The sequence below is a fragment of the Paenibacillus sp. ACRSA genome, from assembly GCF_022346845.1.
GTDB lineage: Bacteria > Bacillota > Bacilli > Paenibacillales > Paenibacillaceae > Paenibacillus.
Map to the genome: position 1 here is coordinate 506,211 of NZ_JAKRNP010000002.1, position 21,263 is coordinate 527,473.

The 21,263-nt window shown below is 37.7% G+C and carries 29 protein-coding genes and 1 pseudogene; 3 read left to right on the plus strand and 27 right to left on the minus strand.

The annotated features are described in order from the left end of the window. The first annotated feature begins 219 nt into the window (after positions 1-219). On the plus strand, positions 220-747 hold the full coding sequence (locus MH215_RS07170; RefSeq protein ID WP_239289385.1) for a hypothetical protein: 528 nt from the start codon (positions 220-222) through the stop codon (positions 745-747). Here MH215_RS07170 and MH215_RS07175 read toward each other — a convergent pair. The 24 genes and pseudogenes from MH215_RS07175 to MH215_RS07290 form a co-directional block, all read right to left on the minus strand. Beyond that, positions 737-1,309: a class I SAM-dependent methyltransferase gene (locus tag MH215_RS07175; RefSeq protein ID WP_239289386.1), complete on the minus strand. Its 573-nt coding sequence runs from the start codon at positions 1,307-1,309 to the stop codon at positions 737-739. The genes MH215_RS07170 and MH215_RS07175 overlap by 11 nt on opposite strands. A 65-nt stretch (positions 1,310-1,374) precedes the next feature. Then, positions 1,375-1,890 carry a phosphotransferase-like protein gene (locus MH215_RS07180; RefSeq protein WP_239289387.1) on the minus strand — a complete coding sequence of 172 codons (516 nt, stop codon included), beginning with the start codon at positions 1,888-1,890 and terminating at the stop codon, positions 1,375-1,377. Between the two features lie 8 nt (positions 1,891-1,898). Continuing rightward, the gene (locus MH215_RS07185; RefSeq protein WP_239289388.1) at positions 1,899-2,342 is read right to left on the minus strand and encodes a hypothetical protein; all 444 of its coding nucleotides are present in this window, start codon (positions 2,340-2,342) and stop codon (positions 1,899-1,901) included. Between the two features lie 383 nt (positions 2,343-2,725). Continuing rightward, positions 2,726-3,388, minus strand: coding sequence for an HAD family hydrolase (locus MH215_RS07190; RefSeq protein ID WP_239289389.1), 663 nt, complete (start codon positions 3,386-3,388; stop codon positions 2,726-2,728). Positions 3,389-3,419: 31 nt separating this feature from the next. Further along, positions 3,420-3,813 (minus strand): annotated as a pseudogene (locus tag MH215_RS07195) (shikimate kinase). 85 nt (positions 3,814-3,898) lie between these two features. Next, the gene (locus MH215_RS07200) at positions 3,899-4,333 is read right to left on the minus strand and encodes an NUDIX hydrolase (RefSeq protein ID WP_239289390.1); all 435 of its coding nucleotides are present in this window, start codon (positions 4,331-4,333) and stop codon (positions 3,899-3,901) included. Between the two features lie 60 nt (positions 4,334-4,393). Next, positions 4,394-4,903: a GNAT family N-acetyltransferase gene (locus MH215_RS07205; RefSeq protein WP_239289391.1), complete on the minus strand. Its 510-nt coding sequence runs from the start codon at positions 4,901-4,903 to the stop codon at positions 4,394-4,396. A 1-nt stretch (position 4,904) separates the two neighbouring features. After that, complete coding sequence (locus MH215_RS07210) at positions 4,905-5,552, minus strand: nucleoside deaminase (protein WP_239289392.1); 648 nt, start codon at positions 5,550-5,552, stop codon at positions 4,905-4,907. Between the two features lie 37 nt (positions 5,553-5,589). Continuing rightward, positions 5,590-5,979, minus strand: a complete 390-nt coding sequence (locus MH215_RS07215) for a hypothetical protein (RefSeq protein WP_239289394.1) — start codon at positions 5,977-5,979, stop codon at positions 5,590-5,592. A gap of 18 nt (positions 5,980-5,997) precedes the next feature. Then, positions 5,998-6,672 carry a hypothetical protein gene (locus tag MH215_RS07220; RefSeq protein WP_239289395.1) on the minus strand — a complete coding sequence of 225 codons (675 nt, stop codon included), beginning with the start codon at positions 6,670-6,672 and terminating at the stop codon, positions 5,998-6,000. 269 nt (positions 6,673-6,941) lie between these two features. Then, positions 6,942-7,592 (minus strand): lysozyme inhibitor LprI family protein, encoded by a 651-nt coding sequence (locus MH215_RS07225; protein ID WP_239289396.1) that lies wholly within the window; start codon positions 7,590-7,592, stop codon positions 6,942-6,944. A 164-nt stretch (positions 7,593-7,756) separates the two neighbouring features. After that, the gene (locus MH215_RS07230; protein WP_239289397.1) at positions 7,757-8,362 is read right to left on the minus strand and encodes a zinc dependent phospholipase C family protein; all 606 of its coding nucleotides are present in this window, start codon (positions 8,360-8,362) and stop codon (positions 7,757-7,759) included. 40 nt (positions 8,363-8,402) lie between these two features. Further along, positions 8,403-8,753: a DUF952 domain-containing protein gene (locus MH215_RS07235; RefSeq protein ID WP_239289398.1), complete on the minus strand. Its 351-nt coding sequence runs from the start codon at positions 8,751-8,753 to the stop codon at positions 8,403-8,405. Between the two features lie 66 nt (positions 8,754-8,819). Then, complete coding sequence (locus MH215_RS07240; RefSeq protein ID WP_343224554.1) at positions 8,820-9,407, minus strand: GNAT family N-acetyltransferase; 588 nt, start codon at positions 9,405-9,407, stop codon at positions 8,820-8,822. Between the two features lie 53 nt (positions 9,408-9,460). Beyond that, complete coding sequence (locus MH215_RS07245; protein WP_239289400.1) at positions 9,461-9,907, minus strand: DinB family protein; 447 nt, start codon at positions 9,905-9,907, stop codon at positions 9,461-9,463. Positions 9,908-10,067: 160 nt separating this feature from the next. Further along, a complete protein-coding gene (locus MH215_RS07250) occupies positions 10,068-10,604 on the minus strand; it encodes a hypothetical protein (RefSeq protein ID WP_239289401.1) in 537 nt (178 codons plus the stop codon). Between the two features lie 52 nt (positions 10,605-10,656). Then, positions 10,657-11,073 carry a hypothetical protein gene (locus tag MH215_RS07255; RefSeq protein WP_239289402.1) on the minus strand — a complete coding sequence of 139 codons (417 nt, stop codon included), beginning with the start codon at positions 11,071-11,073 and terminating at the stop codon, positions 10,657-10,659. 162 nt (positions 11,074-11,235) lie between these two features. Further along, positions 11,236-11,631, minus strand: coding sequence for a YxiJ-like family protein (locus tag MH215_RS07260; RefSeq protein ID WP_239289404.1), 396 nt, complete (start codon positions 11,629-11,631; stop codon positions 11,236-11,238). Between the two features lie 381 nt (positions 11,632-12,012). After that, a complete protein-coding gene (locus tag MH215_RS07265) occupies positions 12,013-12,342 on the minus strand; it encodes a hypothetical protein (RefSeq protein WP_239289405.1) in 330 nt (109 codons plus the stop codon). 173 nt (positions 12,343-12,515) lie between these two features. Next, positions 12,516-12,911, minus strand: coding sequence for a DUF6933 domain-containing protein (locus MH215_RS07270; RefSeq protein ID WP_481857429.1), 396 nt, complete (start codon positions 12,909-12,911; stop codon positions 12,516-12,518). 254 nt (positions 12,912-13,165) lie between these two features. After that, a complete protein-coding gene (locus MH215_RS07275; protein ID WP_239289407.1) occupies positions 13,166-13,825 on the minus strand; it encodes a P-loop NTPase family protein in 660 nt (219 codons plus the stop codon). Between the two features lie 657 nt (positions 13,826-14,482). Further along, entirely contained in the window at positions 14,483-15,580 is a 1,098-nt protein-coding gene (locus tag MH215_RS07280) for a Gfo/Idh/MocA family protein (protein ID WP_239289408.1), read from the minus strand. Positions 15,581-15,635: 55 nt separating this feature from the next. Beyond that, a complete protein-coding gene (locus MH215_RS07285) occupies positions 15,636-16,808 on the minus strand; it encodes a Gfo/Idh/MocA family protein (protein WP_239289409.1) in 1,173 nt (390 codons plus the stop codon). Beyond that, positions 16,805-17,719, minus strand: a complete 915-nt coding sequence (locus MH215_RS07290) for a sugar phosphate isomerase/epimerase family protein (RefSeq protein WP_239289410.1) — start codon at positions 17,717-17,719, stop codon at positions 16,805-16,807. The genes MH215_RS07285 and MH215_RS07290 overlap by 4 nt, the downstream gene beginning before the upstream one ends. 266 nt (positions 17,720-17,985) lie before the next feature. Here MH215_RS07290 and MH215_RS07295 point away from each other — a divergent pair, with 266 nt between their 5' ends. Further along, positions 17,986-18,279 carry a hypothetical protein gene (locus MH215_RS07295; RefSeq protein WP_239289411.1) on the plus strand — a complete coding sequence of 98 codons (294 nt, stop codon included), beginning with the start codon at positions 17,986-17,988 and terminating at the stop codon, positions 18,277-18,279. A gap of 527 nt (positions 18,280-18,806) precedes the next feature. Here MH215_RS07295 and MH215_RS07300 read toward each other — a convergent pair. From MH215_RS07300 to MH215_RS07310, 3 genes are all read right to left on the minus strand, one after another. Then, positions 18,807-19,304, minus strand: a complete 498-nt coding sequence (locus MH215_RS07300; protein WP_239289413.1) for a metallophosphoesterase family protein — start codon at positions 19,302-19,304, stop codon at positions 18,807-18,809. A 44-nt stretch (positions 19,305-19,348) separates the two neighbouring features. After that, positions 19,349-19,783, minus strand: coding sequence for an Rrf2 family transcriptional regulator (locus MH215_RS07305; protein ID WP_056700820.1), 435 nt, complete (start codon positions 19,781-19,783; stop codon positions 19,349-19,351). A 314-nt stretch (positions 19,784-20,097) separates the two neighbouring features. Then, positions 20,098-20,475, minus strand: coding sequence for a DivIVA domain-containing protein (locus MH215_RS07310; RefSeq protein WP_128101499.1), 378 nt, complete (start codon positions 20,473-20,475; stop codon positions 20,098-20,100). A gap of 206 nt (positions 20,476-20,681) precedes the next feature. On the opposite strand from MH215_RS07310, the gene MH215_RS07315 reads away from it, so the two are divergent. Then, positions 20,682-21,248 (plus strand): TraR/DksA C4-type zinc finger protein, encoded by a 567-nt coding sequence (locus MH215_RS07315; RefSeq protein WP_056700816.1) that lies wholly within the window; start codon positions 20,682-20,684, stop codon positions 21,246-21,248. Positions 21,249-21,263: the final 15 nt, after the last annotated feature.

Below are 21,263 nucleotides of genomic sequence, written 5' to 3' on the forward strand. Positions count from 1 at the left end.
AAAAGTATTTAAAAACCATTTTATGGTTTAATCATAATTATAATCAAAATCTGAAAAATAACGAGACATAAAGCTAAGGGATTTTATCATCCTAGAGAAGATTTACCGAGTTTTACTATAGTGGGGAAGTTATCTGAACTAACGATTATGAAGAACGGTATATATCAACCCTAATAGGCAGGCAGCTAGGCTATATCATTTAAAAAGGTGGGATGACTGGTGAAACACAAAATTTTTATTGCTATAATCTCAGTAGTCATTATTCTAACGGGAATTTATCTATATAAAGACAGGGAAATTATCGCTCTCAAAACAGGTACAACTCCGCCATTACAGTGGGATGATCCTTATGAGAACGATGAGGAACCGATTCAGCTTACAGCGCAAAATCAAACGTTATCCAATCCGGATGTGCATCTCACAGAAGTTTACTACCTACCCCAGTCAAAAAAACTTCAGTTTGGACTATGGTACCGTAAAAAGAACTATCAACCTAATCAAACTGCAAACATTCCAGATCGGATTTTTCAAGTTACGATTCAAGATACACAAGGCCAAATATTTAACGATGATACCGTTATGAAAACAGAGGGGATATTTGATGAATTTCAACGTAGATCCATTTCTATTGATTTAGACCATTTAGAGAATCAAGGCACTATTGAGGTCACTGTTTCTTTAATTGCACAGGATGGTACAACCATAACTCCTCTTGAGTCAGCGAGCTTTAAGGTAACTATTTCTTAACCGCATCTACAATTAGAGAGGTAAAACCCAAATTACCATTCTGATTTCGATGATCATATCGCTTAGACCTATAGATGTATCCCTTTTCTGGATTCCAATCTCGAGAATGAAAACGTCCATCTTCATCCCAGTATTCCAATAACTCAACTTCAAAGCCGGCTTCCTCAAACATACGAGTGAGTGTCTTATGATTATGTATGATCTTATGACTTGCCGCTGGATGATCGAGAGGTCCTGGACCGCCAATCTTAACTAGATTCTGATAATCTTCATTTGCAAAATAACCATCCGGAACCGCGCAGCGAATATACCCTTTCGTATGTAGATACTTATAGCATATCTTAGCGGCTTGGACTCCCTCTTCGTAAGTCATGTGCTCCCAGACGTGCTCTGATAAGATGGCCTCGATTCTTCGATCTTTGAAACTTTGCTCCCAATCTTCCAATCGTAGCAAATTCAATTCATTCTCTTGAGTTTGTATCCACCCTTCATAACTTTGTGAAGAAGCACCTATAATAATTTTAATTGGATCTGTTGGTGCAATATGAGAGATATCTATCATATGCTTCGCTCCTTTTATTTCTCATCATTCACATATACTTCACTTGAGATCTTTCAATACTAACTTCACTGTGGGAAATAATGCTCGATAATCTTGTCAGCACACTCCTCTGGCGTGTTCAAGCTTGTATCTATGGAATAGCTATAATGAATGTTTTTAGCCATTATTTTGTGTTGCTCATCTGATTGCTTTTCACCACGATCACCACGATCAATATTTCGCTTCCGACATAGATCTAATGGGCAATGCACCTCAACGATATCCAGAGGATACCCTGCAAAAATCTCTTGGACTTGTTCATAATGCGATTGTAACTCTGGTCTTTCAACAAGTATTCCATCAATTAATACGTGCTTTCCATGATCTGAAAATAGTTTTGCTGTGTGATACATCATAATAATCGCTTCACTTAAGTACTTCCAGTAGTCTGTTTGGAGATGCTTATCCCCAATCGTATTTTCAAAAAGATCATTAGCTACAACATAAAAAAACGGCTCAGTGTATGATTGCATTGCTTCTACGATGGATGTTTTGCCTGAGCTGGTTACACCATTCAAAAATATAATTTTTCCTTTTTCCATTTCTCTTATCATCCTTTACTTGTAAGTAAGTCTATCTCTGAAATGTGCTTGGTCAGAAGGTCTAATTGAGGTGAAGCAAACCAATCTGGCTTAATCTCACGATTTCCACCAAATTTAATAACATGGGTAACCGCTAATGATGACATGTAGATGTTATGCGGTCTTAATGGAGGAACCATGACGCTGTCGTCTTTCTCTAAGATTCTCAAAGAAAATTGATTCTGTTCATCAAGTTCTGCATAAGCAATCCAACCTTCTTGTACAACATATAATTCTTTTAATGCTTGGTGATAGTGACTGTTCTGCCACGAGCCATTCTCGGGACCTTGGGTGCGGATATATGAGCTGCCATCTTTATTAATTAGTCTAAATCGCTTTTCACCGTTATCCATAAGGTGATACGCCGTTTCTACACCTAAGTCTTTGGCCTCTTCCAAAGAGATCATTTTCATTGGTTTGCTCCTTGTTAATTTCCCTTAAAGATTATAGATTCTCTTTGATCATTTCTCTTATAAGCATTGAAGCGTTCTCAATTTTAATTTTATTATTTCTTGTATTACTCTCCCAGCCGGTTGATTCTGCATATTGGATTAGTCTTGCAATCAACTTTGGCTCGTAAACACCAATATCCCAGTGATCTCCCCAACGAATGAGATATTCAGCAAATGTGGATTTAAACTGATTCGAATAGATGCGTAAAACGATATTATTATCTTGTTCATCGACTACATATAAGTACAAAACGCCGTCTATAGTTATTTTCCGAACTTGCTTCCTAAATACCTTCAAACAGTCACCTCTCTATTTCTGTAAATGTATCTCTCGGTATTATGATTTACTTTGAAATACGTTCTATGATGCTCTTTATCTCTACCAAGTCCTTTATGGACAAATAATCTGTTGAAGGTTTCCCAAAGTAATCATCTTCTTTCCAAATTCCTTTCATACCCGCGTTAATACTTGCATCGATATCATTTACTGGATGGTCTCCTACAAATATCGATTCTTGAGGCTCCAATCCTAAACGATCTAAGGCTCTTTTAAATATTTTAATGTCTGGCTTACGCAAACCCTCAATTTCAGAAACGAATATTCCATCAAAATAATGATCAATGTCTAGTCCTTTAATATTATTCATCTGAAATCTACCGAATCCGTTCGTTATAATACCTAATTTCATTTGTTTGCCTTTCAAGTAGTCAAGAATCTCGATTAATCCTGGAAAACCAATACAATGATGTTGAAATGATTGAATATAATCCTCCAATAATTCGTCCCAATTCAGATCTAAATTAAATTCATTGATTAGCGTTTGATAAACTTTATCTTTCCAGACATACCCCTTCTGATCTAATTCAATAAATCTCTGTACAAAAATGGGTTCCTCAACGCTTTGAAAAGCCTGAATTCGATGATATTGATTACGAACGAAGGCAATTAATGATTGCTCACGATCAAGCAATGTCCCATCCAAATCAAACAAGATTCCTTTAATCATATTTCCCACCCTTTTTGATTGAATCTCTACCTTACAAATTAAATTCTTTTTTAATCAGCTCGGCTGCCTGATCTGCTTCTAGTCCAATGGTATTAATTCTCATATAATTGGGTTTGGTAATCTCCCCTGGCATTGAATTCAGCCTATGCTTTTCATAAGTTTTAATCAGTTCGGCCTCCGACCATTTCACGTCTCTTTTAGTAGGTTTATGTGCTAACCTATTTCCAGTCGTATTTCGTTTTTTACGTTCTTCCAAATCAGCTTCTAATTCGCTTTCCAGCAGGTGTCCCGTAATCGAAAAAAGGAGACACAAAATCAATAGACATGTGATTATGAAATAATTTCAAATCTGTTTTAGCTTCTAAACATTGACCCACCGTCATCTTTCCTACGGCTTGTGGCCCAAAGAGTATAACTAACTTCATGTAAATGTGCCTCCTCTATACATTATTGCTAACTCGTAAATTCGTTGTCTATGAAACACTTATCTCTCGGCTCATACCAATTTAATCAACTCTGCAGTAACTTTCTTCCTTCATTAAAATACATACTCTCATTTCCATGAATTAACTTTTTAAATCCTCCTTTATAATAAGGCATGAATTCATCAGCTTGTTCTATGTCCAGCCATGCTATTTCAGAGATTTCATCTGGTCTAATGATCTGTTCTTCGCCACCTACAATCTCTGCCCTAAACGTATAAAAAATGACATGTTCATTAATGTCTTCAAATTTGCACTCATTGATCGCAACAATCCCATGGACTTTAACTTCAAGTCCTGTCTCTTCTTTTACCTCGCGAATCGCAGCTTGATTTAATGTTTCATTTAACTCAACGGCTCCCCCAGGAGGAGACCAACTTGCTCGATCAGCATTTTTCACTGCAAGAACTTTAGTTTTAAACTGGTCTGTTATTAGTGAGTAAACGACGTCAACTCTTTTCATTGAAATCATATCCCTTCTATATGCCTATTGATTAAGCGCTCTCATTTGATCGTATTATTATTATTCTTTATTTTCAAATACTTGAACAGGCCCTTTCCATCTCTCATTATCTAAAATAAATTCTTCATAATCTCCATCCGTAAAATCATTAATTACTTTCTTCCAAAATAAATTAGCTGGTTTATTTTGTGGTGTCTGTCTTACTTCCCACGCACCTCTAAAAGTGTTGAAAATGAAATTCGCTGTTTGTTGTCCGTATCCCTTATTTCTAAATTTACGCATTATAAAAAAATCACTAATTATGTTTGTCTGAACTGCTGTGCTTACCTTTACATATTCTTTAGGAATATCCTTCAAAACAAGAACGAAACCTGCAAACTCTCCATCAACCTTTATATAAAATGGCTTTCGATATTCATCTGTCCACTGGTGATCTAAGTATTTGTAAAGATAAATTCCATGATTAGTCAGTTCATTTTGATCAAATTCACTCGAATCGTACCGATAGAACTGGATCAAATTGCTTAGGATACTTTTGTCTTCATAGGGAACTTGCAAAACTTCTAACATTTTAACTCTCCTTAATCTCTTTCGATATATTATTAATAATCAATTCAACAGGATCGTTATTCCTCAATGCTTCTTGTAATCTGCCTTCTCTATTCCACTTTATTCCTAGTTCAATTGCTTTAGGGTACTTCATTCTGTACTTATCCAAAAATCGATTTGCTTGCTCTTTGCCTAAAGCCCTTATAACCTGGTCAGTCCTTAACACACGTTGAAGTTCTCCTAGATATGTATCAGCACACTTGATATCGAGGTTTCTTGACTTGATGAATGAATTCTCTGCATCATTTAGATTGGCACCTCCTGCAATAGGATCAGTTGCAGCAAATCTTACTTTCTTAACTCCTGACATTATAATGGCACCAAAACAAAGTACACAGGGTTCTGTCGTTGTATAAAGTGTGTAGTTTTTGTGTTCTTCTGAATCTAACGTATCCAGTTGTAACAATGCATTTATCTCTGCATGCGCTAATCTATTGGAGCACGTTTGCTTGATTGGAGCCGTTGTTTCGTTAATTCTATTTCTACCTCTACTAATTATTCTATTATTAGCATCAACTATAACTGCACCGATAGGGATTGAACCGTGAGCATATGCTTCCCAAGCTTCTTCAAAACTAGCTTTCCAACACTCTGATAGTTTCTCCCACACATTCAACACCTCAAATTTAGCATATTAGTTACTTTGATTATTGTTGTTTCCATTGATGTGTTTTAAGTAGTTTTCCAGTTTCATAATAATACTGTATTACTTCAAGCATGGGATTTAACTCTATACAAATGTTATCACAATAATTCCCTAACTGACCACCTATAACCAGATTAGTTTCACTTTTTCCCTGTTTGTCGTTCATAAGAGTATATATATTGCCATCGATTGTTATAGACACTATAAAATTCTCCGGCCCGCCTCCAACTAATGCTGAATCTGTGTCTGATATCTCCAAAAAGACTAATGTAAATTTATCTCCATCAAGTTTTCTTAACAAAGCCAAAGTCTCTGGCCATGTAGGATTCACAACAACTTCTTCATTAAAGGTGGATCCATTCCACTCATCAATACTAATAGATTTTATCAATTTTTCTGTTCATCCTTTTTAGAGGGTTAATTTATAGGGTTTATATGAGTTCAATATCATTAAATTTTTTAGAGTAACATAAGCTCTCCATTCTAATCGCGCCGTTTCTCCAGGTGGTTCCCAATTGATCTGCCATCCACCATCACTTTCCTGCTGTGCTGCTAATACTTCTACATGCTTAAGTAATAAGTCTTCAGTAAATATCCTTCTACAGTAAGACGTTGATGATGGTGCAAATTCTAAAGGTGAAAGACCATATTGTTTCGAATCGGCATCAATGCGGAAGAACTTTGAGGAGTATAACTCATTAGATAATTTCAAAAACAGCCCTCGGATATACTCGGTTTGAGGTAAACATTCTAAAAGACAAAATGCAGTCAAAATAGTATGGGCATCTTCATATATATTAGACGAAATGTTCTCCAAACAACTTTCTACTGCTTTTTCTAGCCACGGATTATCTATACCTTGCCATTTTAATAGTCCGATAAGTCCGGTTAGCCTACTGAATGATGGTTCTGTGGCAAATGAATTTTGCCAATGCTCTGCTCTTGGATATTGGGCTGAGGAGAAAAAAATAGTTGGAATCCCTTTCTCTAAATCAGCGTGTTTAGCAATATACTTACATGCTTTTTGAGCAAGTTCTTCATTTTTAATATTGCAATCGCATAAGGTTCGTAACGCAAATTCCATATAAAGTGATTGACTGCCTGGTGCCCGTAGATCTGGTTCAAGTGCATTGCCGAATCCACCATCTTCATTCTGTTAATCTTCCATGTGTCCAGATGAATTGAGCTACTTTCTCATAATTCATTCATGTTCTCTCCATTACATGCTATTTATGATTATTGCCCTGACATCCAATTGCACATCATGTTCTTGTATTTACGAAATGCAACCTTATGTGTCTTTACTGTTCTCGAAGCATCATCATTCAAAAAATTTTGATCAAGATTCCAACTCTATTTTGTACCTTGGTATAAAAACTCAATTTCACCATCTATTAAATATCGATATTCAAATAATTGTATTGTTCTCTCCCTTAATCTCTCCTTTATAACTGTGCCTAAGCTTACCGGTCCTCTTGATCCAAGGTAACCATTATAAATAAATGTATCTTCTACAAATTTTGTTTCCTTTAAGTGATACTGTAACCAATCCTTTTGCGCTTCAATTAAGGCTTCTCTTGGTTCTCCATCCAACTTAGAAAGAAGCTTTTTATATATTTGGTTCAACTCCTTATCCCATATTTCTGTATATTTACCTTGTAACGCCCCCCATTCCATGGTTGTAACAATCTCATTAGAGTTTTGAAATTCATTAAATTCTTCTTCATAATCATAATCTATAGGATTTCGAAGCATTTCATCAGAAAAATCTCCTTTCGAATCAAGGTTCCCAATGCTCATGGGTAACACTTTATTGTTAGAAGTTTCTGATGGATTTTCCGTTATTTCTTTTGATTCTGTTTCATTATCTGCACTCACTACATCAGAAGACGGTTCAGAGTTACTTATTGATTTATTTTCGCTGTTTAACGTAGTCGATTGAATATTCTGACAAGATGATAGCATTATTGTAATAAAAAATAATAAGAGTATCTTACCTTTCATAAATTATCTCCTTCGTTTAATGTGCCAGCCACGACAGTGGCTAGGGTTTTCAGGGTTGTCCAACTGAAAAGCCTCTTGCAGTCTAGGACAAAGCCCTCGGTGTAGATATGATGTTATATGCTGTTCCTGCCTATCCTGAACTCGCAGAGATCACTGTTAAACATTTATATTATTTGTTGTAAATGCATTATCCCTACATTCACCGATGTTTCAATATACCCTTCAATCTGTATAAAATTAAAGACATTAAGTGGTTCATTAATGACCTCTTTATCATAATCCATGTCACTTAAAACATATGGCACAAATTCTTTAACATCATTGGATTTAACCTCCTGCAGGTCAATAACCATCGGTGAACCGTAGAGTGCTTCTTTCATATCATCTGTGAAACCATAGTGTTCTAGTAACTTCCCATTGAGTAATCTAAAATCATTATGATACAAGGAATACAGTGCAGTATCAGCTTCCATTCGATTCTTTAACCATGGCATAAAGAATCCCTTCAGCCACTGGTCATCTGCAATTAAATGTGTAAAATATCCGAGTACATAATAGATATCAGATTGCGATTTATATTTATCAAAAAATCCATGATAGTCAATATATCTGGAGTAATTCTGGTGTTCGCCCTTAAAGAAATGAGATTCATCCTTTGTCTGAACAGCATCGGGTGCAACACTACCAAGTAAAAACGAAGTTCGATCTTTAATGCTTAATCTTTCGGCAATTTTATAGCCTATAATCAAATGCATGATTCTAGATCCCATACAATGAATCACCTCAAAATTTCAGTCTATAATCCTCTATTTATATCATCTCTTCTAATTCTTTAGGTAACAAAAACGTCCCGCTTTCATTAGGATCGAAATCAACAGTCTTTATTACTGAGTCTATATTCATCTCACCATATATATGTGGATACTCTCTTCCTTCATTGTACAAATCTTCCCATCTAACTTCAGACTTTACTTTTGATTCATCAATGCAAAGTAATATTAATCCCTTTACTCCTCTGAAATTATAATTGGCGACAGATGCAATTTTCTCAATAGGGGAGCAATGAATAAATCCTTCCTTCTCTTGAGAATCTCCTTTATATACTCCTTTTGCTAATGCTGACTCCCACTCTGTTCTCAAAAGTGCATGCACAATAATCATGTCGACTCCTCCTTATAAATAACTAATACTAATAGTTCTATCTGAGATTTTTATTAAAGCAGGTATTTAACCTAAAGTTCTGGTGTTCACCCCCTTAGGTAGCTCTAATGTTAAGGGGCCTTCAATTAAATCTTTCTTTAGAATGGAAAATACCAAGGTATCTGTAATTATCTCACCAAATATATAATCCCTTAGTAGCCCCTCCTGCACAAACCCCACCTTGGATAAGAGTTTTACAGATGAATTATTTTCAGGCATTACTTTAGCTTGTATTCGATTCATATCAAGTACATTAAAAGCATACGGAATAATGGTACTGAGCACTTCAGTCATAATTCCCTTTCCCCAATACTCTCTCGATAGGTTGTAGGATATGTCAACCATGGATGCTCTAACGAAATCGTTCAATAAGCAAGTTCCAATAATTTTATCATCTTCTATGGTAGCGATTCCCCAAGTGATCATTACTTTCATATTGAATGCGTTTTCAAATCTTGTGAATATCTTTGAAGCTGTCTCAATATTTTTGGGTCCTTTATATCCCCAATATTTTGTTACTTCATCATCCGACAAATAACTATAATAATCCTTCGCATCCTCCAAACGTAATTCTCTTAATATAAACCTCTCTGTTTCAAGCTTAGGAAAAGTAATAAATGCATCTTAAAGTGGCATAATGATCCTCCCCATTTTTCATTATTTTATAATCACCCTAATAGGTTTTCTATTTGTTTCTTATGATGTTCATCATGATGTACGAATATTTTTAGATATCTTTCATAGGTATAAGGTCGTTTATCATTGCCTATAAAAAATTGAATTTCTGAATGAGCTACCTTATGGAATTGATTGACTAAATGAGTGCGAGTTTCAATAAAGGTTTTAATCATACTTTCTCTGTCTTTAAACTCTTTAGCCTTCTCTATCGCTTTTAAATTGTGAGTATCATGATCGACGAACTCTGGAAGTTTTACTTGATCTTTGATGTGTGGGAGCATCGTATTCAACGTATATGTATCCCAATTCCATAGATGAGCCACGACTTCCTTCACCGTCCACTTTCCAGGAGAGATCGGCTTTTGCCAAGTTACATCATCAATTGATTTTACAAAATTATTGAAATTTCCAAACTGTTCTAATAGTTTCTTATTCATCTTCTTTAATCCCTCCTAAATTGAATTCACATGGATTTCGCCTAACGTTACTGTATTCATGAACCCTGTAGGGCGTTGTGTTGCAAATGCCAGATCAAGGACGAATGTTCGCAGCGTAAATATAATGTTAGATGATATATTGCAACTTCTTTCATTCTGCTTAAAAATTTTTAGCGTTTAACTGTCTTTCTTTAATTCCAGTAATTATCAGGTTATATTTTTCAATATCAAAATTAAATTCTAACTCATTGGCACTCATTATGCTTTTAAGATGCTCGAATTCTTGTATTAATCCTTTAGAAAATTTTATAATCTGAACCCATGAAAAAATAAACTTATTAGAACTCTCGATAGTATGATCATTGAAAGGAGATTGCTCAGTTAACCAAATTATTCCTTCAGTCTCATGAACGACTTCAACATAGTAACCACCACAACCAAATACTCCACAGCTGCATGTAAATAGAGGATATGTTCCTGGATTAAGTAAAGACTTAAAAAATTCTTCTACAACAAATACTTCATCTTCATCTAATTTGTTCTCATTGATGTATAACATTAGTCTCCAATCAACGCTAGAAATCATTCGACCTTTCACTTTTGTTATATTCTTGTATATTTTTCTTTCCTCAATTTTCATCTCTATAGACAATTTATCTGGTTTGAACTCCTCATTTTTCTTTGAGTGAATTTCCATAGTTCACCTCTAATTCTTACAATCTTTATAAATCAGCGCAATACTTCGCCTATTATTCTTGATAATTCATTAAATATTTGTTGTAAACACCAGTCTCCAACTCTTTAATTCTAACTCCATGTACCCCTTCTTCCTCTATTCCTCTGATATAAAGAAGAGGTTTTAAATTATTATCGAAAACAATGCAACAAAATCCCCAATCTTGGTTCATAAACTCTTTGCTTAATTCCTTCGCTGACTTGATATCTGGAATAAAGCAAATTCTATTCGAATAATTAATAACTTGTATAACATGATCCAATTTAGTTAGACTGCTGTTGGTCAAAAATGTATCAACATCTTCTTCGTAATATACATCCAAAAACATAATTGAATTATCGCCAATTAGAAATTTTTCTAGAACATTCAAGGTATTACAATTGAGCATCTTAAAGTATGGAGGCATTTGAGTAGTTTTTATTTGCTTCATTCATTCACCTTGCTTTTTGTTTTAATTGAGAATTTCACATAACGTTCCTGTATTCACGACCCAGCGCATTCTGAGTGTCTGGCTACTGCCTAACCCAAGGCGAATGCCGCTGCTTGAATATTATGTTATGTGAAGTAATACTCTTCTTGAGCTGCTTCAAATTCACTCTTTGTCTTTCAAATCAATTAATTCAATCAGCTTTTTTCTCAATTCATTAATCATTTCCAATTCTTTATCAAGAGTTTTATATTCACTTAATTGATATCTTTCAATAAATCTGTATTTTGGAAACCATTCAAAAAATGATTTCTGTAGCCATTCTCTCGTTTTGTATCGCTCTAATGGATCTTCAAGTTTTTGGATTATACCTCCTGAAGATAACCCATAAGTATATGCCGTATAGGTACTAAAATCTGCATAAATTATATCTTGTGGTACATGCTTTCTAAACTCTTCTGCAAAATTGTACTGTAAATCTTCGAAATCTAGATACAGCGATTGTCCACTGTGCTGGAACTGCTGATATAATTCCAAAACTTCTTCAAGCTTTTTCTTCAAAGAATTCTCCTTTTAATTAAGTTTCTAGTTCTTGGCTGAAATGCCTCTTTGAAATCCACCCCGTAGACTGTGGCTTGGAAGGAGCATCATCATATCTTAAATGATCTGGACTACAACGAAATTGGGTTCTCCAAGCAACAAATGTTTTTTCAGGCACGTCTAATATTTTTGCACCTTCCCATTTATCTAATCTTCTATCCACACACAATTCATACATTTTTTCTTTAGGGACTTAACATGTGGTGCGGGTGTGTCGCCTGCTTTTACTATTACTACATACCTCGGGTGACCGAGGGACGGCGAACGCCAGCCCAAACCGTGAATTCAATGTTATATGAAGAATCAGCCTTCTTGAATTTACTTACAATTCTTTGTGATTATTTAAAACGCCCATGGGTGACCTTCTGGAAGGCATTCATCACAAAGTATTTTACCATTAACAGTTGCACCATTATTTAATTCATCAATATGATTTTCTTTTTCCCGATCTGTTACCCAACTTTTGCAATTATTACATCTACCGCAGTTTATTGTTTCTGGATCAAGTAAAATTGTGGAGATACTCTCCCATTGCAATTTATTAGAGCTAACCGAAATATCTCTACCTATAACATTTGAAATTGATAACATGATTTCATCATATTTATTTAAGAATTCTTTCTCAGTCAGTTCAACCAAATAAGCAGACTTGACTAATAATGTTTTGTTCATTTTGATTCACCTTCATTTATTTAATTCAAATTGCTGACCTTAAATATAACGTTCCTGTATTCACGAACCCCAACGGGGTTGTCTGTTGAAATCCCTCTCCGAAATCCTTCTCGCAGACCAAAGCTCTGAAGGAGACGCTGCTTTTAATATTATGTTAGACGGAGGCTGTAGGCTCAGATACTAAGAGCCTCCCTCATAAATTGATTTGGGAATTTTTTCAGCTTTACTAATGGAGTGCCGTTGTTTATTTTATTTAATTCAATGATATTCATTTCTTGTATTGGTAAATAATCTTCAATCATGAAATCAGTTATTTTAACCATATCTGTCATTGAGCCAAGAACGCTTCTATCATTCGTCTTGATGAACTTTATACTGTTGGCATTACTAATGTAGTTGTTAATTAAGGGTTCAGAGATTCCTTCCGCCTTTAAATTTTCTATAAGTGCATTTAGAAAAATATCTTTAAAATTCTTATAGTGCTCCTTCCTAATTCCGAACAAAATAAAGCAATACCTTGTCTTATTATTCATAATAATCAAGTTATTCTTTTTAGCCATTCGAAAGATATTGGCATGCTATTTGTAGAGTTCATCCTCTAATTCATCGTCCTGTTCTTCGATAAAAGAGCTAGAATCAAATAGCTTCTTAGTACATGAGATTGTTATCATATATATTTCCTTTCACAGTCTATTTCTTCTAAGGTTCCTGCATTCCTGAAGTTGATTCCCTTAGATAGCTCTTATCTTAGGGAAATCAATGTTTCACCTGAACCTCTTCCTCGAAACGCCTCTGGCGAATGCCCCGCAGTAGGAATGTGATGTTAGGTGATTTTATGAGACAACATTGAATTAGCTTTCAAAAATTCCTTAGTTCTTTCATTATATTCCTCCCATAAATAATCTTTGTTTTCAATAATTAATTTTGGTATCTCCCATTCTTCAATCAATGACTTAATAAATTCTTGATTCGGTTTCCAATCTCTTTCAGCTTCATCTAATCCTTCTTGAGTATGTAAAGAAGCTATCCATTCTACACCTCTTATCTTGCCGAGTATTTCCCAATTTCTTCTAACGTTTAATTGATAGATATAAATGAGAATAGGATTCATATTTCTTAATATATCTACTAATTTTCTAAATAGTTCTTCTATTTTAAGCCTATTCATTCCCATGTTATATGCAAAACTTAATGTATCTTGAAATAATACACTTTCGATAATAATAACTTCCGATTCATTCTTATGGGATTCTACAAAACTATTAAACAATTCAACAACTCGATTTAAAAAATATTCTGCTTCCTCTTCATCTTTAAAGGTTGTAAATTTACGCTCATATATAAATAGTGGGTGATTTTCAGTTAATTCATGATAAAAAATATTGTTGATTTCTTGTTTAGCCAACTCTTTAGATATCATTTCTGAAAGTGTTGACTTCCCAGAGCCTGGTATGCCATCAACTATGATTAGTTTGTGAGTCATTATATATTTCTCCTTCTTTCTGATAATTTCACCTAACGTTGTCGTATTCATGAACCCCAACGGGGTTGTCTGCTGAAACCCCTCTTCGAATTCCTTACCGCAGACCAAGGCTCCAACAGGAGCCGCAGCTTGAATATTATGTTATCGGACGGTCTTGTCCTCTTCGAATCTACTACATACTGCTCTTGTTCTACCAATCATTATTTCATCTTAATCGGTTTTATGTTTTTTCGGACTCTCATGATTCTTGGTTTTATGACCTTTACTGACATTGTTTTGTTCTTCAATCTGTCCTTGAACTTCAACGTTTTTTGATCTTTTCAATGTTACTTTATTTTTCTATTTCACTTCGATTCTAAAAATCGTTTTTGTTCTTCAATGTCATTCGATTTCTTTTTCATATATCTTCTTGATCCTTCAATATTTGTCCGATTTACTCAAGGTCTTTAACCCTATTGCAAGTCTGTTCCGATAACGTCAAATTTATGAACTTCGTAAATACTAAAATTTCTGATCTTTTTCCGAACTAAATCTAGTTTAAACCATATTGTTCCATTTAAAAGTTACAATTACATCTCAAAGAGCAGCCTTTACATACGGCTGCCTTCAATTTAAATCACCCTATTTAATTAACTAGATTCAAACGAATAACAGCTTTTACTTCGTCCCACCGCTCCAGATGACTCGTTCACTCATCGCTTTGTGCTGAGCAATCAGGCAGATCTCAGCCGCTTTGAAGGCATGCTCTTGGGTCATCGCATTCTCTGTCCGAGCCAGGCAATCACGGATCAGATCTCCGAAGAAGGGATACCCTACCTGCCCTTTCACACCATAATGGTACTCACCTTCGTGATTGACTAGATAAATCTGATCTCCTTGCGTTTCTCGACCTACATCAATGTATTTACGCAACTCAATGTAACCGTCTGTCCCGAGGATTACGGTACGACCATCGCCCCAAGTTCTGAGTCCATCTGGTGTGAACCAGTCTACTCGGAAATAACCTGATGATCCATTGTTACCAATCAGGGAAGCTTCTCCGAAATCCTCCAGTTCAGGGTATTGTGGATGATTAAAATTATGCACACGGCTGAATGCCACTTCTGCGTCCGTACATGAGGCAAACGTCAGGAATTGTTCGATCTGATGGCTACCGATGTCGCAGAGGATACCACCGTACTGTTCATGACGGAAGAACCAGTCTGGCCGAGCTGGCGCATTTAATCGATGAGGTCCGGTGCCCATTACCTGTACGACTTTTCCAATCGCACCCTCATCAATTAATTGCCCTGCATAGATCGCACTTTCAACATGCAGTCGCTCACTATAATAGACCATGTATTTCTTGCCGGTACGCTTGACCTCTTCACGCGCACGAGATAGTTGATCCAATGTTGTAAAGGGAGCCTTATCCGTAAAATAATCTTTGCCTGACGCCAAAACTCTCATGCCGAGCGGTGCACGTTCGGAAGTAATTGCCGCACTTGCTACCAGCTTCACTTCATCATCAGCAAACACCTGCTCTTCAGATTGAGCTACCTGAGCCTGAGGAAATTGTTTACGAAATGCTTCTACTTTGAGGGGATCCGGGTCATATACCCATTTAAGAGTCGCTCCCGCTTCAACTAATCCCCCTACCATGCCGTAGATATGCCCATGATCCAATGCTACAGCAGCGATTGTGAACTCACCTTCACCACATACGACCTCTTTTTTTACACTTTTGGGTGCATAGAACATTCCATCTTTAGCCATGTGATTCCCTTCTTCCCGCTTCTATTTTGAATACAAGTACATCAATTCTATCCATTCACTTGAACGTTTGTGTCAGGTCTGCTGGTTGATTCTTGCTATAGCCCTGATCTTTCTTCGTGACGGATTGTGCAATACGCTCTTGTAAATGTTCGTAGAACAACTCTTCATCTATCGGTAAATCAACCCAATGATCTGTCCATGTTGAGAGAAGCATCGCATTAGACAATGTAAGTCCATGAATGCCTTCTTCACCTGGAGCGATAAGAGGTGCACCTGTACGGATTGCATCAACCCAGTTCCTAATTAATCCTGGGTGACCTGATTCTACTCCGGTAATCGGAACATCACATTTCCAGCATTCCGGCTGTCCGAACCCTCCAGTAAATCGTTGATTAAACTCCGGCTCGGATTCACGGAGACGCCAGAAGGTTAATTTTCCATCTTCAATTACAATTTTCCCGCGATCACCATTCACTTCAAATCGATTCGTGCCCGGCGCTTCGCCCGTTGTAGTTACAAAAACCCCTGTTGCGCCGTTCGCATATTCCACATATGCGGTCACATCATCTTCGACTTCAATATTCCGGTACTTCCCAAAAGAACAAAACGCCCGCATACGAACAGGCATCATACCGATCGTCCATTGCCACAGATCCAATTGGTGAGGGTCTTGATTAATCAGAACGCCCCCACCTTCGCCCGCCCAAGTCGCACGCCAGCCACCAGAATCATAATAGCTCTGAGATCGATACCAATTGGTAATGATCCAGTTCGTCCGTCTAATCTCGCCCAGTTCGCCTGAAGCGATAAGATCCTTAAGCTTGATATATAAAGGATTAGTTCGTTGATTGTACATGATTGAGAAACATTTTCCACTAGCACTTGCTGCCTCATTCATCTCCCGTACCTGCTTCGTGTACACACCTGCCGGCTTCTCAATCATGACATGTAAGCCATGACGAAATGCCTGAATGGCCTGCTCCGGATGGTCGTAGTGAGGTGTTGCGATAATTACGGCATCAATGGTGCCTGACCCCATCATCTGCTCTGCATCTTGCCAATAAACTACCGAAGCAGGAAAGTTATCCGATGCCCACTTGGCCATCTCCTGTCTCACATCACACACCGCTACAAGTTCTGCACCGGGCACCTCTCCAGCGATTAACGTTCTGGCATGTGCTGCTCCCATGTTTCCGATTCCAATGACTGCGACCCGAACTAAACTCATACGCCGACCTCCTCTTCAAGTTGTTGCTTAATAGCCTGAAATACATTTGCAAAATGCTGTAACATCTTAGCGGAGCTAAACGCACCACTGAAATCCTCAATACCGTAATATCCATCGTATCCAACCGCTCGTAAATCCCTTACAACCTGTACCCAATCCACTACTCCTTCTGTTAAAGAGAGCCATGGACAATTCCATTTCGTTGTTAGTGAGGAACTCTGATCTTTACCAGGTCGTTCAGACAAAAACTTCTCAACAGCATCATCCTGAAACCATCCTGCATTTTTAACATGTACATGTGCGAGATAAGGACCTAGTAACTCTAATCCCATTCGATGATTTTCGTATCCCTCATGCACCAGGTTGCCTGGATCATATAACACACCTACATGCTCTGCATCCAATGATTGAACCAGTCGATACGCCAAAGAAGCACTTGGGGCAATCGTCTGATGATGTGTCTCTACTAAAGCCTTCACCTTGTATTGCTTAGCCATCTCCTGAACTTCACTCAGATAACGCACGGCCTCCCGATATAACTCAGGATAACTTGTGGTGCGATTATATCCCGGCACACCGACACGCATCATAGATGCACCGAGCGAATTAGCCGTCTGAAATGCCTGTTCAGTTGCTGGCAAGTCACCACAGCTCAGATAAGGTACAAGCGCTATAGATTGCCTTCCATGCTTATGCGCTGCCTCACGGAATATTGGAGTTTGCTCCTCCCATGAGGCGGGATCAATGGAGCACCGATTGTTCCGCCAATAGGACGGCTCTTCCTGCAAAGCATCTTCCGGTATTCCGCGAAATCTCCATTCAATCCCTTCTATTCCGGCTGAAGCTGCCGCTGCTGCTAACTCTTCCGCATTGAGATCAGGAGTTGCTACCGTAAATACTGACCATTTCAAACCCATCATCTCCTTATGTAAACGTATTCATTTTAAGGTTGTAAGCGCATTGTATCACTCCCTGAACAGAGTCAACAGGTCTTTTCGTTAACAGATGAATGAGAGATAACTGTTAGACCATTTTCCCCATTCAGAGATAACACTTTGTTATCAAGAAAGAAGTGAGCGTGGATTTCTCATGCGGAGCTGATACAATATAGAGGCTTGAAAAACTTTAAATTATCTCACGATGTAGTAATTACATCATTGAAATGGAGGCACATGGATTGCTATTATCTGAATTTAACGAAAAATCAAAAACGATTACAAAACAAATTGAAGCTGTAGAGCGGTATATGAAGAAATTCAATCAATCACGTCACAAAGAAATGATAGAAACGATGGATTCACTAACTTCAATGGCAGAATCAGCAACAATAACGGTGGAGAATCACGATCAATTAATAGCCAACCTTAAAAAGGATCATGAGCAAGATTTGCTAGATGATGAGAAGATTAATGAATATGCTAGGAAAATAAACGAGTTTGGTAGGTTCCAACTCAAATCATTAACAGAATGAATGAAAGCAAACAAACTATAGATCGAATTATGAATGAGGAAGCGTCACTTTCTCCAGAAGAAATACATAATAACTCAATTTATATCTACATCTATACGTTATATGAGAGCATGATCCGATTGCGCGAACAAAATGAGAAAATAACTATAGCAAGAATCATCGAAAGATTGCATAGCGAGGATATTGTCACAGATGCATGGTATAAGGATTCAGAGATTTTGCGAGAGATTAGAAACAAATGTGTCCATGGAGAACTAGGAAAACTTGCGATTCAAGATGCATATGCTCAATACGTTGGTACCATTGAAGAGGAGCACAGATATGTAATAAAAAATCGTACCATCCCGTTTCTCATTGATCATGTGTATGAGTATATCAATTTATATAAAAGGCATAGAATTTAGAAATCCGTAGAGCAGATTTTCAAAATAAAAACAAAAAAAAGTGCTGACATTCTCTCAAGAGAAAGTCAGCACTTTAATCTATGCACAGCATTGGAATGTGAACTAACTCATCTCACAGCTCACTTACTTCCGATCAAAAAATACATGCTCTGCCTGTAACTTGCCAAGATGTGTTTTCATAATGCCAAACGAATACTGCTTCTGAAAACGTCGATCCGTAGGTGAACCAGGGTTGAACACCAACACGTCATCTACCGTATGCATAACCGGGATATGGGAGTGTCCATATACGATAGCATCCACTTGCTGTCCAGCAAAGGTCTGAATTGCATTTTGTTCTGTCGACATTGAGCCCTGATGACCGTGCACGAGCCCAATCCGAAGACCATCTGCCTCGACAATACGAGAAAATCCAAGCTTATCCGCAACTTCAGGAGGATCCGTATTGCCTGTAACGCCAGCTACTGGCGCATAGTTGCTTAGCAGTTTATACACACTCCAGTCAGACCAATCGCCTGCATGCAAAATAAGATCAGCATCAGACAGCTCTTGTACTAGAGGCTCAGGCAATTCACGTGCTCTTCTGGGTAAGTGCGTATCCGAGACCACGATAATTTTCATGTTACTGCACACCTTCCTATCTCTGTACTTAGAATGGGTTTCCATCATTGCGCCGGCGTTGAAACCTCGTCCATTTCCAAACAAGAGCGTTCCATATCTTCAAGGGTAATTGATGCAAAAAACTGCTGTACCTTCTCTTCAGCTACCTTATATAGATTGTTCAGCAATCCATCGATCCGTAAACCTACATTACAGTCTGGATTGCAATTGCCGTGAATCGGAAAGAGAGGCCCTTCATCCTTAGCAGCTTCGTAGATCATGGCTAACGTAATTTCACTGGAAGGTTTCGCTAGATAGAATCCTCTTGTTCCTGGAGATGAATCCACAAGACCTGCCTTTTTCAGCCCACCTAGAATCCGTCTAACGACGACAGGGTTCGTATTAATACTACCTGCAATCTCTGCAGAAGTGATTCGTTCAGGGGCATCCAAGGACAACAGTAACAAGCAATGCACACTGACCGAAAAATGAGTACTCATGATTAACCACCTTTTAGAGGTTGTTCAAAAAAACCGCTTTTGATTACGAGGGATGCCTGTTGGCATCTCAGCGTCAGAATATGGAACTCAGCCGAAATAAGTAGACGCTCACGAAGGTTGTTTCCTTCGGAAACAATGTAGTTGCTCACGTAGTTTATCCTACGCTCCGCTACTCCATTTCTAGCTTCATCCCATCTTCTCGGTACTGAAAACCGTCCTTTTTGAACACGCACTTTTATTATTAACATTTCCAAACATTAATTTCAGATGCTTGTTCAATCCATCACAATTTAGAAGAGCAACTCGCTGTTTATTTATTCAGGAAATAGGTTCTGTTCAGGACGTGCCCTGATTTTGAGCTGCCGTACACTATATTCAAGTTGCTTCACGATATCATCTAGTTGTTTACGGTCAATCTTCGTTGGATCATCTACGGGCTTGGCCGTCGACTTCAGATCCCGGATGACGATCTGCTGTTCCTGCCACTTATCCATTAGATCCGCTATGTTGGCGTAGAAACGCTCATAGTCTTTGATCACCAAGTCTAGGTATGCATCAACCTCGTCAGGGTCATATCCACGAAGTTTATAGTTAAATTGTTTCTCATGAATTGACAATGCATCGAGCTGCACGCCAAGTTGCTTGAACAATTGTCTTTGTTTATCCAATCTTCGTTTCATATGTTCATCCATAATGACAACCTCCATTATATCAAATGCGCAGCAACTTCCATATTAATTTTATAGGTCTGCAGCATTTCTCTCTCTATTTTTTATAACACATTATCGTTCAGATATGAAACCAGCGTAGCCTCTATTTCAAGCAAAACATGATTGCTCCTCGTTAAAATCGGGTAAGGACTGACTACACACCCATTACGGGAAAGGAGCAAGTCGATATGAGTACATTAACGAAAGATCAACTTCACCAATTAAAGGATGCTCTTTTGGAGCAACGTGAAAACTTACAGCGCCATTTTGAATCCAGCATGGAAGATGGAGCTCCAGCAGAATCTCTCAAAGATTCAACCGGTGAGCTGTCATCATACGATAACCATCCAGCGGATGCAGGTACAGAAACGTTTGAGCGTAGCCGGGATCTCGCCGTAGATGATACCTTGAGCGATGAATTTGATCAGGTGAACGAGGCGTTGGAACGAATTGAAGATGGTTCTTATGGAACCTGTATCACCTGTGGTAAGGATATACCCTTTGAACGACTGGAAGCCATTCCCTACACCGCCTACTGTATCGACGATACCCCGCAGCGTGATCTAAGCAACGATCGCCCTGTCGAGGAAGAAGTGATGACCATGCCTCCAACTGGTGCTGGTGAGGTCAGACAGCGCAATGCTGGTAAATTCGATCATGCAGACGCTTGGGAAGCGGTCAGTGAGTATGGCACGTCCAACTCTCCAGCAACAGCTGCCAAACGAGAAGTAAGAGATTATGATGAGAACATGTAGTTTTCAATCATAATT

Bases quoted from the DNA above. Each gene is read 5' to 3' on its own strand.
- MH215_RS07275 (WP_239289407.1), bottom strand. From the start codon at position 13,825: ATGACTCACAAACTAATCATAGTTGATGGCATACCAGGCTCTGGGAAG.
- MH215_RS07300 (WP_239289413.1), bottom strand. From the start codon at position 19,304: ATGAAAATTATCGTGGTCTCGGATACGCACTTACCCAGAAGAGCACGT.
- MH215_RS07245 (WP_239289400.1), bottom strand. From the start codon at position 9,907: ATGAATAAGAAACTATTAGAACAGTTTGGAAATTTCAATAATTTTGTA.
- MH215_RS07250 (WP_239289401.1), bottom strand. From the start codon at position 10,604: ATGGAAATTCACTCAAAGAAAAATGAGGAGTTCAAACCAGATAAATTG.
- MH215_RS07175 (WP_239289386.1), bottom strand. From the start codon at position 1,309: ATGATAGATATCTCTCATATTGCACCAACAGATCCAATTAAAATTATT.
- MH215_RS07305 (WP_056700820.1), bottom strand. From the start codon at position 19,783: ATGAGTACTCATTTTTCGGTCAGTGTGCATTGCTTGTTACTGTTGTCC.
- MH215_RS07180 (WP_239289387.1), bottom strand. From the start codon at position 1,890: ATGGAAAAAGGAAAAATTATATTTTTGAATGGTGTAACCAGCTCAGGC.
- MH215_RS07220 (WP_239289395.1), bottom strand. From the start codon at position 6,672: ATGGAATTTGCGTTACGAACCTTATGCGATTGCAATATTAAAAATGAA.
- MH215_RS07185 (WP_239289388.1), bottom strand. From the start codon at position 2,342: ATGAAAATGATCTCTTTGGAAGAGGCCAAAGACTTAGGTGTAGAAACG.
- MH215_RS07230 (WP_239289397.1), bottom strand. From the start codon at position 8,362: ATGGGATCTAGAATCATGCATTTGATTATAGGCTATAAAATTGCCGAA.
- MH215_RS07280 (WP_239289408.1), bottom strand. From the start codon at position 15,580: ATGGCTAAAGATGGAATGTTCTATGCACCCAAAAGTGTAAAAAAAGAG.
- MH215_RS07255 (WP_239289402.1), bottom strand. From the start codon at position 11,073: ATGAAGCAAATAAAAACTACTCAAATGCCTCCATACTTTAAGATGCTC.
- MH215_RS07225 (WP_239289396.1), bottom strand. From the start codon at position 7,592: ATGAAAGGTAAGATACTCTTATTATTTTTTATTACAATAATGCTATCA.
- MH215_RS07265 (WP_239289405.1), bottom strand. From the start codon at position 12,342: ATGAACAAAACATTATTAGTCAAGTCTGCTTATTTGGTTGAACTGACT.
- MH215_RS07310 (WP_128101499.1), bottom strand. From the start codon at position 20,475: ATGGATGAACATATGAAACGAAGATTGGATAAACAAAGACAATTGTTC.
- MH215_RS07190 (WP_239289389.1), bottom strand. From the start codon at position 3,388: ATGATTAAAGGAATCTTGTTTGATTTGGATGGGACATTGCTTGATCGT.
- MH215_RS07235 (WP_239289398.1), bottom strand. From the start codon at position 8,753: ATGATTATTGTGCATGCACTTTTGAGAACAGAGTGGGAGTCAGCATTA.
- MH215_RS07285 (WP_239289409.1), bottom strand. From the start codon at position 16,808: ATGAGTTTAGTTCGGGTCGCAGTCATTGGAATCGGAAACATGGGAGCA.
- MH215_RS07200 (WP_239289390.1), bottom strand. From the start codon at position 4,333: ATGAAAAGAGTTGACGTCGTTTACTCACTAATAACAGACCAGTTTAAA.
- MH215_RS07315 (WP_056700816.1), top strand. From the start codon at position 20,682: ATGAGTACATTAACGAAAGATCAACTTCACCAATTAAAGGATGCTCTT.
- MH215_RS07205 (WP_239289391.1), bottom strand. From the start codon at position 4,903: ATGTTAGAAGTTTTGCAAGTTCCCTATGAAGACAAAAGTATCCTAAGC.